We start from the raw sequence: 7,305 nt of genomic DNA, 5'->3' as shown, positions 1-7,305 counted from the left end.
CCGCAAAATAAACCCTTAAAACATTTTTATGATTCTTAAAGATTTTAGAATGGATAAAATTTATAAAAAATTTATTTTAGTTTTTTAAAAAACAGCCGATATAGTCAGTATTAATTTACAAAAAGGAGAAAAAATGCAAGCAAGTTTTAGTCTCTCTTCTTTGCAAGCCTCATATACCACCACGCAATGGAGTGCCGTTAAAGAAGAGCTTACAAACAATCAAGCAAATAGTGTTCCACAATCAACTATAAATCAAGATGCAAGAGGAAGCACGACTAGTGTCGTAGCTAGCAACTCTTTACTTAGTGATAGTTTGGGAGATTTTCAAAAAACTATTTTGAATCGTGCATTGAGTAAAATTTCAGAGATTCAAGATGAAATGATGAAAACTTGGGAGCAATTATTCCCAAGCGCAAACAATAGCACAAGCTCATCACAGAATACTACAATCACAATGTCAGACTTGTTATATAACAAAAACTTTGCAAGCCAAATTCTAGGAAGCGGAATCAGTCTTTCTCAAGGATTCTCAAGAAGTTTAGAGGTTTCAATCTCTGGTAAAATAATTGGAAGTGATGGAATAGAAAAAAGCTTGGATTTAAGCATTAGCGTTTCTCAAAGCTTTATGCAAAATCTACAAATTAGTAGCTCCAATGCGACACAAAACATTCCTCAAGGCGTAAATAAAAAAGTCATTGACCCGCTTGTCATTGATTATGAGGGCAGCGGCACAGAGCTTAGCGACACCAAAATGCGTTTTGATTTGGACAGCGATGGTACTCCTGACCAAATTTCTACGCTCAAAAAAGGTTCTGGATTCTTGGCGCTTGATAAAAATGGCGATGGTAAAATCAATGATGGCAGCGAGCTTTTTGGCACACAAAGTGGCGATGGATTCAAAGACTTAAGCATCTATGATTCCAATAATGATGGCAAGATTGACAAAAACGACCCAATCTATGACAAACTAAGAATCTGGACTCCCGATGCAAATGGCGAAGGACAACTCGTAGGATTGGGCGAAAAAGGAATCGGTGTAATTTACCTCAACGCTCAAGAAAGTCAAGAAATGATGAGGGGAGAAAATGGGGATTTACTAGGAATCAAACAAAAAACAGCAGACTATTTGCGTGAAGATGGCAGTAGCGGACAAATCCACCACATTGATTTGGTAAGTGAAAAAATTAAAGACGAAGCATTACAAAATCAAGCAACAAACGATGCGATTCTAGGCGGACAAAGCATTTCTCAAATCCTTGCAAACAAAGCCTATCAAGGAATGGGCGTTTCTGCGTCTAATTTGCCTTCAAATAGTATTATCCCAATGTTTAGCGCATTAGGAAATGGAATCACAGGATTGTTTGAACGCGTCCCTATGGCTAGCCTTACAAGCCTTGAAGTTAAAGTGTCTTTTAGCCTTAATTCCTTGCAAACTGCCAACAATGGCGTCAGTCAAGAAGCTTCTAAAATTTGGAATGCGGTAGAGGATAATTTCAAAAAAATGGAAGAAATGAAAGAAAAAATGGAATCAGCATTCAAGCGATTTGATGAATTTATGCGGCTCAACCACTTGATATTTGACCCACTAGAAAACAAAGATAATGTGTTTAAGAGCTTCAACTCAAACACTCTAGGAAAACTTCTTGCATAATTTCAAGAATCCCTTTGGGATTCTATGCAAATCGCCTTTTTATCAAAACTTTTCAAATCAAAAGATTCTAAAATTCCAAATCATTAACACACCAAAGCATAAAAATATGTATTTTCCCACCTGCCTTTAGGGATTCCTTTCTCTTTTGTGTCAAAAATTACATTGCACCAAAAAACAAGATAATATCAAATTCTCGCAGAAGTAGAAAATCTTTGATTAAACTCCACGCACGCAGAGCCTAGCTTATAAGAGAGTGCGTATGATTCTTTCTTTTGCACTCATTTTTTACCCTACACATAATTTACTAATGATAGTTGAGAAATCTTGCCAATACTTGAAAGCATTGCTTGATAACCAAGTGCGAGCGTTGAAAATTGCAAATAAGTTTCCGCGAAATCTGTATCAATCGTCTCACTGCGCAAGGTTTTCACTTGCACAATCAAGGCTTCTGTGCGTTCAATAGAATATTCAAACGCATTTCCCTGCGCCCCATTTTTGGTATGCACTTTATTAATATGGTCTGCCAAATGGTCAAAAATTGCGAGTGCATTTTGGATTCCAGGATTCCGCATAGAATCGTTGTAATTATCAGAGCCCGGACGATAAATGCCATCTTCTACCGCTTGGATAATCTTATCAATTTGTTGAAAGAAATTTACGTGTGGGTCTTCGCCAATAACCGCATTATTTGCTTGAAAAGTCAATGCCGGGTGATTTGTTGTATTTGTATCTACGCGCCCATTTGCATCAAGCCTAAAGTTACTGCTCTCGTTATCATAAAGCATAAATTCCATTCGTGTAGGAATGCGGTTTAAATCTTTTAACTGCAACTGCCCATTGACATCTAAGCCAATCCATACATTATTTTTTGCTTGACTTAGCATTGTCTCATAAGCGGCTTTTTCAGCAGGATTGTTAAAGTTAGCCCCTGCATTGAAAACCGCTGCTAAATCGCCCGGATTGGAATTGCTAAGATTCATTACTATTCCCAATGTATCGGCAAGTTGTTGATAAGTTACATCATTTGCTGGTGTTGCATCACCGCTAACTTGCGGTGGATTTCCATTTGCTTGCAAAATTGGAATCTCAATGCCTGCGATATTTTGCCCATTCATTTGCGCGGGACTTTCTATTATCATCACACTCCCTGCATTTCTAAACTCTATCCTACCACTAATTGCCACTCCATTGACATCTTTAACCTCAAAGTTATAAGTGTGTCCATCAAGGCTCACTCCAGCAACTTCTGATAGTTTTGTTTCCATCGTCGCATATTCATTTGTAGAACGCACGATTTGAGAGACATTAGAGCTTAGCGTGCCGCCGCTACGAGAGAATCCCACTCTATCGTATTCTACGCTATAATCATTGCGGAATCCATTTACAGGATTGCCTGCCGCGTCATTAGCAGTCAAAGTAACACTAAGAGAGCTTGCTCCAATATAAGGCAATTCTTTATCATCTCTATCCGGTGGATTCTTTTTGGAAACATTATTATCCACTACGATAATCTTACCTTCCGTAAATTGCACATCTACATCACCATTTGCACCATACACGCGCTTTATTTCGTCCATTAAATCTTGCACGGTGCTTGTGGGAGTAATAGCAAAGTTTGTAGGCGCTACGGCTGCACCCGCTGTGTCTAGTGCAGTATTTCCCTCTGTTCCGCTAAGAGTGATGGAATCCACTCCATTTGGAAAAATATCACTCAATAAAGTGTTGGTTTTGGCAATTTCATTTGTATGCGTTCTAAAAGTCGTAGGAATCGTATGCACACGATGGTCGTTATAATCTTCTACTGAAGTAATACTTTCACTAGAAAAAGTGCCGAGATAAGGGCTTTGCACGTAAGTATTTACCTTGACACCACTATTAAGTAAGCGGTCAATATCTGCTGTTCCTACACCATCTCCGGGTGGAACTGCATTGATGTCATTGTCTGGGTCTTGGTAGCTACTAGAAACCATATAAAATTCAATATTTGAGCGTCCGCCTGTTAAGTCTTTAATCTCAATTTCACCCCATTTATTCACCGTTACATCTACGACTTGGCTAACCTCTGTATTGCCAAACTCTCTTCCGATTTTGTCTAACAAATCCTGCACGGTGGAAGCTTGATTTTTATCCGTATATGCAACATCCATAGAAAATTTGGATTTAAATGCGCTCCCATCTGCTCTACGTCCTGTGATATAAAAAACTTCTGGTGGATTGTTGCTTGTATCTGCGTCGTTATCCCCCACCAAATCACGCAAAGTATCCGCCGCTGTAATATGCACTTCTTCACTCACTCCCGTTGGGTGATTTGGGTCCATAATTGCTGGATTTAGTTTGCTTTGATTAAACTTTGGAATATTCGTTGAAATCACACGACTCTTATCATTATCCGAACCAAAGAATAACTCTGCCCCTGTAATATTATAAGCAACAGAATTGTTAGAACCAAGTAATGCGTTTAAAGTAGCATTATTACCATTATAGCTTCCATCGGCATTAAAGGGCATTCGCGTTGTAGCTGTGCCTCCAAAGATATATTCTCCACCCACAGAAGTATTAGCAAGCGTCAAAAAGTGGTCGCGAATAGACTTTAAATCCTTTGCAATCGCAAGACGCGAAGTTTCACTATGAATATTATTTGCACCCTGCACCAATTTGGTTTTGAATTGGTCCATATTCTTAGTTAAATCACTCAAAGCAGTATCAGTATGCTTTGTATAAGTTAAGGCATTCGTTGCGAGTGCGTGGCTTTGATTCAAAGTTGTAAGATTATAATCCAATGCTAGAGTTTTGTTAAAAATGGAAGTTCCTTGATAACCATACTGAATCTTTAAGCCATTCATCTGCGACAAAGTTCTGTCCAACAAATTTTGGGTTTTGTTTTGTTGGTATTGCATAGTTGTATATCTTGAGCTAGTTCCGATTCGCATAACCTTAACCTTTCTAAAAATTTAGTTTATTAAAAAATATAAAGCAAATTTTATTCCATATTGTCAAAACCAATAAATCTAATAATAATATTAGGATTCATTGGGAAGGGCTTTTTTCAAAAGTAATTGCGATAGAATTAACGCAATGGCGAATATTCTTTGACGTAAATCCTTCCCCTGCAAAAATATGCCCTAAATGCCCACCACATTTCGCGCAAGTGATTTCTATTCTTTTGCCATCTGCGTCTAATTGCTCCGTAATTGCTCCTTGCAAACAATCATCAAAACTTGCCCAACCACAGCCACTATGAAATTTGCTTGCAGAATCATACAAGGCTTGATTACATTGCTTGCAGTGATAGATTCCTGTTTCAAAAAAATTTTCAAATTCTCCGCTAAAAGGTGCTTCTGTACCTTTATGCAATATTACGCGCTGTTCTTCTTTGGTCAATTTTCTATACATTTTTTTCTTGCACTCTCTTGAAGTAATTTTTGCAAAAACTCTTCTAAATTAAATTTTTTGCGTTGATTCTCTGTAAATAGATGAATAATAATATCACCCAAATCTACAACAATCCAATCCGGATTCTCCTCATCAATATGGAAAAAACTTTCACCCTTTGCTTTCAGCTGTTTTTTAAGTTCTTCTAAAAGCGCCATTGCGTGTCGGTCAATCAGTGCTGTGGCAATTACGACAAAATCTACAAAATAATCTGTTTTTTCAAGGTTAAAAACTTCAATATTTTCTCCCTTTTTTTCTTCTATGATTTGACAAATTTCTGCAATCACTTTTTGTCTATTTTCTTGCAATTTATTTCCTTTAATATCAATTCCAAAATGGGCTGCGGAATCAGGTGAGATAACTCCACAAAATCACCACAAGCTAGCTTATTACGAATTTGCGTAGAGCTTATATCCATTGCGCAAAATGGCAAAATTTGAAAATTTTGCGGAATCCTAAAGCCTCTGCGTGGAATTATAACAAATTCTACATTGTTTTGAAGCCAATCAAAATTTTGCCATTGATGCAAAGATTCTACATTATCCGCACCAACAAGCAAATGCATTTTGTCTTTTGGGGTTAGAGAATAGGTTTGCTGGATAAATTGCAAGGTTTGATAAGTCGGAACAGGAGCATTTTGACTCACTTCATAATCCAATACTTCTATTTTGTTTGTCCAGACTTTCAAGGATTCTTTGCATAGAATCCTAAGCCATTCTAGGCGCAGTTTGGGAGAAAAATAGAAATGACTTTTAAAAGGATTTAAAAAATTTGGCACAAGGAATAATTTATCTATCTCCCTTGCATTCAAAACAGATTCTATAATGCGTAAATGCCCAAAATGTGGCGGGTCAAAAGAACCACCAAAAAAAGCAAACTTGCGCTGCATCTCTTTCCTTTGCAACAAAACCTCTTTTTAGGCTTTTAAAGCCTTAAAAATTTGGGTAAAATTGTAGCGAAAACAAATGTGGAATGGAATGAATTTGGAATGGTTTGAAATTGTTTTAGTTTTTTGTTTTGGATTGAGTTTTGGCTCTTTTGCCAATGTCCTTATCTATCGCATTCCACATTCTTTAAGCCTCATCACTCCAAATTCTTTTTGCCCTCACTGCCAAAAAAGCCTTAAACTTAAAGATAAGATTCCTTTATTTTCTTTTCTTTTTTATCGTGCAAAATGCCCTTACTGCCTTGCTAAGATTCCATTTTATTATTTTTTCAGCGAGGCATTAGGTGGAATCTTGGCAATCTTTTGCTATGTTTGGCTTGGCATTTTTGGAATAATTCTTTTTTGGCTTTTGCTGTGTTTTTATGTTTTAAGCGTTATAGATTGGCATTTTTTAGAGATTCCAGATAGTTTAAACTTCCTTAATCTAGTGCTTGGGGTGAGTTATGGCACAGGAGAGTTGCCTGCAAATTTACTTGGTGTGGCTTGGGCAGAATCTCTACTCTTTGCTTTTTGTTTTATGGGGATTGCAAGTTTTTTGCGGCTTTTTGTGGGCAGTTTCACCCGCAAAGAAGTCTTGGGAGAAGGAGATATTATCGTTTTTGGAACACTTGGCGCGGCACTTGGTGGAAATGGAATCTTGGCAATCTTTTTTGGAGCAAGTTCCGCACTTTTTGTTTTATTAATCCTTAAATACTTTCCCAAAATTAATTCCAAAACCCTTGCGATTCCTTTTGTGCCTTTCTTGTTCTTGGGATTTTTTCTCACTCTTTTATGTCAATTTTTTCAAATTCTTTAAAGGATTCTGTTTTGTTATCCAACTTTCAACGCAGTTTTACAAAAATCAACTTACAATAACGGCACAAAAATTAAAAATTTAAGGAACATTATGCAGGTTAGAATCTATTATGAAGACACGGATTGCGGTGGAATTGTTTATCATACAAACTATTTAAAATATTGCGAACGCGCAAGAAGTGAGGCTTTTTTCAAAGCCAAAATTACACCCTTGCAAGACAATATCGGATTTGTCGTCAAAGAAATGCAAATCCACTTCCATCACCCAGCAAAACTCGGGGATTTATTGGAAGTGCAAACGCAAATTTTGGAGCAAAAATCTGCTTCTGTGAAACTTTTGCAAACAATCTATCTTGCAAATTCTAAGATTCCTACCAAAATTTTTTCTGCTACAATTACGCTTGTTTGTATGGATTGTCAATCCCAAAAAATTACTAGAATCCCTTTGTGGGCGCAAGAAGTATTTAATACTCTACAATAA

Annotated in this window: 7 protein-coding genes; 3 read left to right on the top strand and 4 right to left on the bottom strand. The window is 37.0% G+C overall.

Annotated elements, in window-relative coordinates; genetic code table 11:
* Positions 1 to 133 precede the first annotated feature (133 nt).
* Positions 134 to 1,651 carry a hypothetical protein gene (locus K2N75_RS01810; protein ID WP_297681057.1) on the top strand — a complete coding sequence of 506 codons (1,518 nt, stop codon included), beginning with the start codon at positions 134 to 136 and terminating at the stop codon, positions 1,649 to 1,651.
* Positions 1,652 to 1,941: 290 nt separating this feature from the next.
* Here K2N75_RS01810 and flgL read toward each other — a convergent pair whose 3' ends face one another.
* The 4 genes from flgL to nadD form a co-directional block, all read right to left on the bottom strand.
* Positions 1,942 to 4,581 carry a flagellar hook-associated protein FlgL gene (gene flgL / locus K2N75_RS01805; RefSeq protein ID WP_297681055.1) on the bottom strand — a complete coding sequence of 880 codons (2,640 nt, stop codon included), beginning with the start codon at positions 4,579 to 4,581 and terminating at the stop codon, positions 1,942 to 1,944.
* Between the two features lie 97 nt (positions 4,582 to 4,678).
* Positions 4,679 to 5,044, bottom strand: coding sequence for a methionine-R-sulfoxide reductase (locus tag K2N75_RS01800; protein ID WP_297681053.1), 366 nt, complete (start codon positions 5,042 to 5,044; stop codon positions 4,679 to 4,681).
* Positions 5,029 to 5,391, bottom strand: coding sequence for a ribosome silencing factor (gene rsfS / locus K2N75_RS01795; RefSeq protein ID WP_297681051.1), 363 nt, complete (start codon positions 5,389 to 5,391; stop codon positions 5,029 to 5,031). The genes K2N75_RS01800 and rsfS overlap by 16 nt, the downstream gene beginning before the upstream one ends.
* A complete protein-coding gene (gene nadD / locus K2N75_RS01790) occupies positions 5,367 to 5,972 on the bottom strand; it encodes a nicotinate (nicotinamide) nucleotide adenylyltransferase (RefSeq protein WP_297681049.1) in 606 nt (201 codons plus the stop codon). The genes rsfS and nadD overlap by 25 nt, the downstream gene beginning before the upstream one ends.
* A gap of 94 nt (positions 5,973 to 6,066) precedes the next feature.
* On the opposite strand from nadD, the gene K2N75_RS01785 reads away from it, so the two are divergent.
* Both K2N75_RS01785 and K2N75_RS01780 read left to right on the top strand, forming a co-directional pair.
* Positions 6,067 to 6,825, top strand: a complete 759-nt coding sequence (locus K2N75_RS01785; RefSeq protein ID WP_297681047.1) for an A24 family peptidase — start codon at positions 6,067 to 6,069, stop codon at positions 6,823 to 6,825.
* 90 nt (positions 6,826 to 6,915) lie between these two features.
* The gene (locus K2N75_RS01780) at positions 6,916 to 7,305 is read left to right on the top strand and encodes a YbgC/FadM family acyl-CoA thioesterase (RefSeq protein ID WP_297681045.1); all 390 of its coding nucleotides are present in this window, start codon (positions 6,916 to 6,918) and stop codon (positions 7,303 to 7,305) included.

The sequence above is a fragment of the Helicobacter sp. genome (assembly GCF_029067145.1).
GTDB lineage: Bacteria > Campylobacterota > Campylobacteria > Campylobacterales > Helicobacteraceae > Helicobacter_D.
This window is presented reverse-complemented; position numbering and strand designations above follow the sequence as displayed.

Coding starts and splice junctions, on each gene's coding strand:
- K2N75_RS01780 (WP_297681045.1), top strand. CDS start 6,916: ATGCAGGTTAGAATCTATTATGAAGACACGGATTGCGGTGGAATTGTT.
- flgL (WP_297681055.1), bottom strand. CDS start 4,581: ATGCGAATCGGAACTAGCTCAAGATATACAACTATGCAATACCAACAA.
- nadD (WP_297681049.1), bottom strand. CDS start 5,972: ATGCAGCGCAAGTTTGCTTTTTTTGGTGGTTCTTTTGACCCGCCACAT.
- K2N75_RS01800 (WP_297681053.1), bottom strand. CDS start 5,044: ATGTATAGAAAATTGACCAAAGAAGAACAGCGCGTAATATTGCATAAA.
- K2N75_RS01810 (WP_297681057.1), top strand. CDS start 134: ATGCAAGCAAGTTTTAGTCTCTCTTCTTTGCAAGCCTCATATACCACC.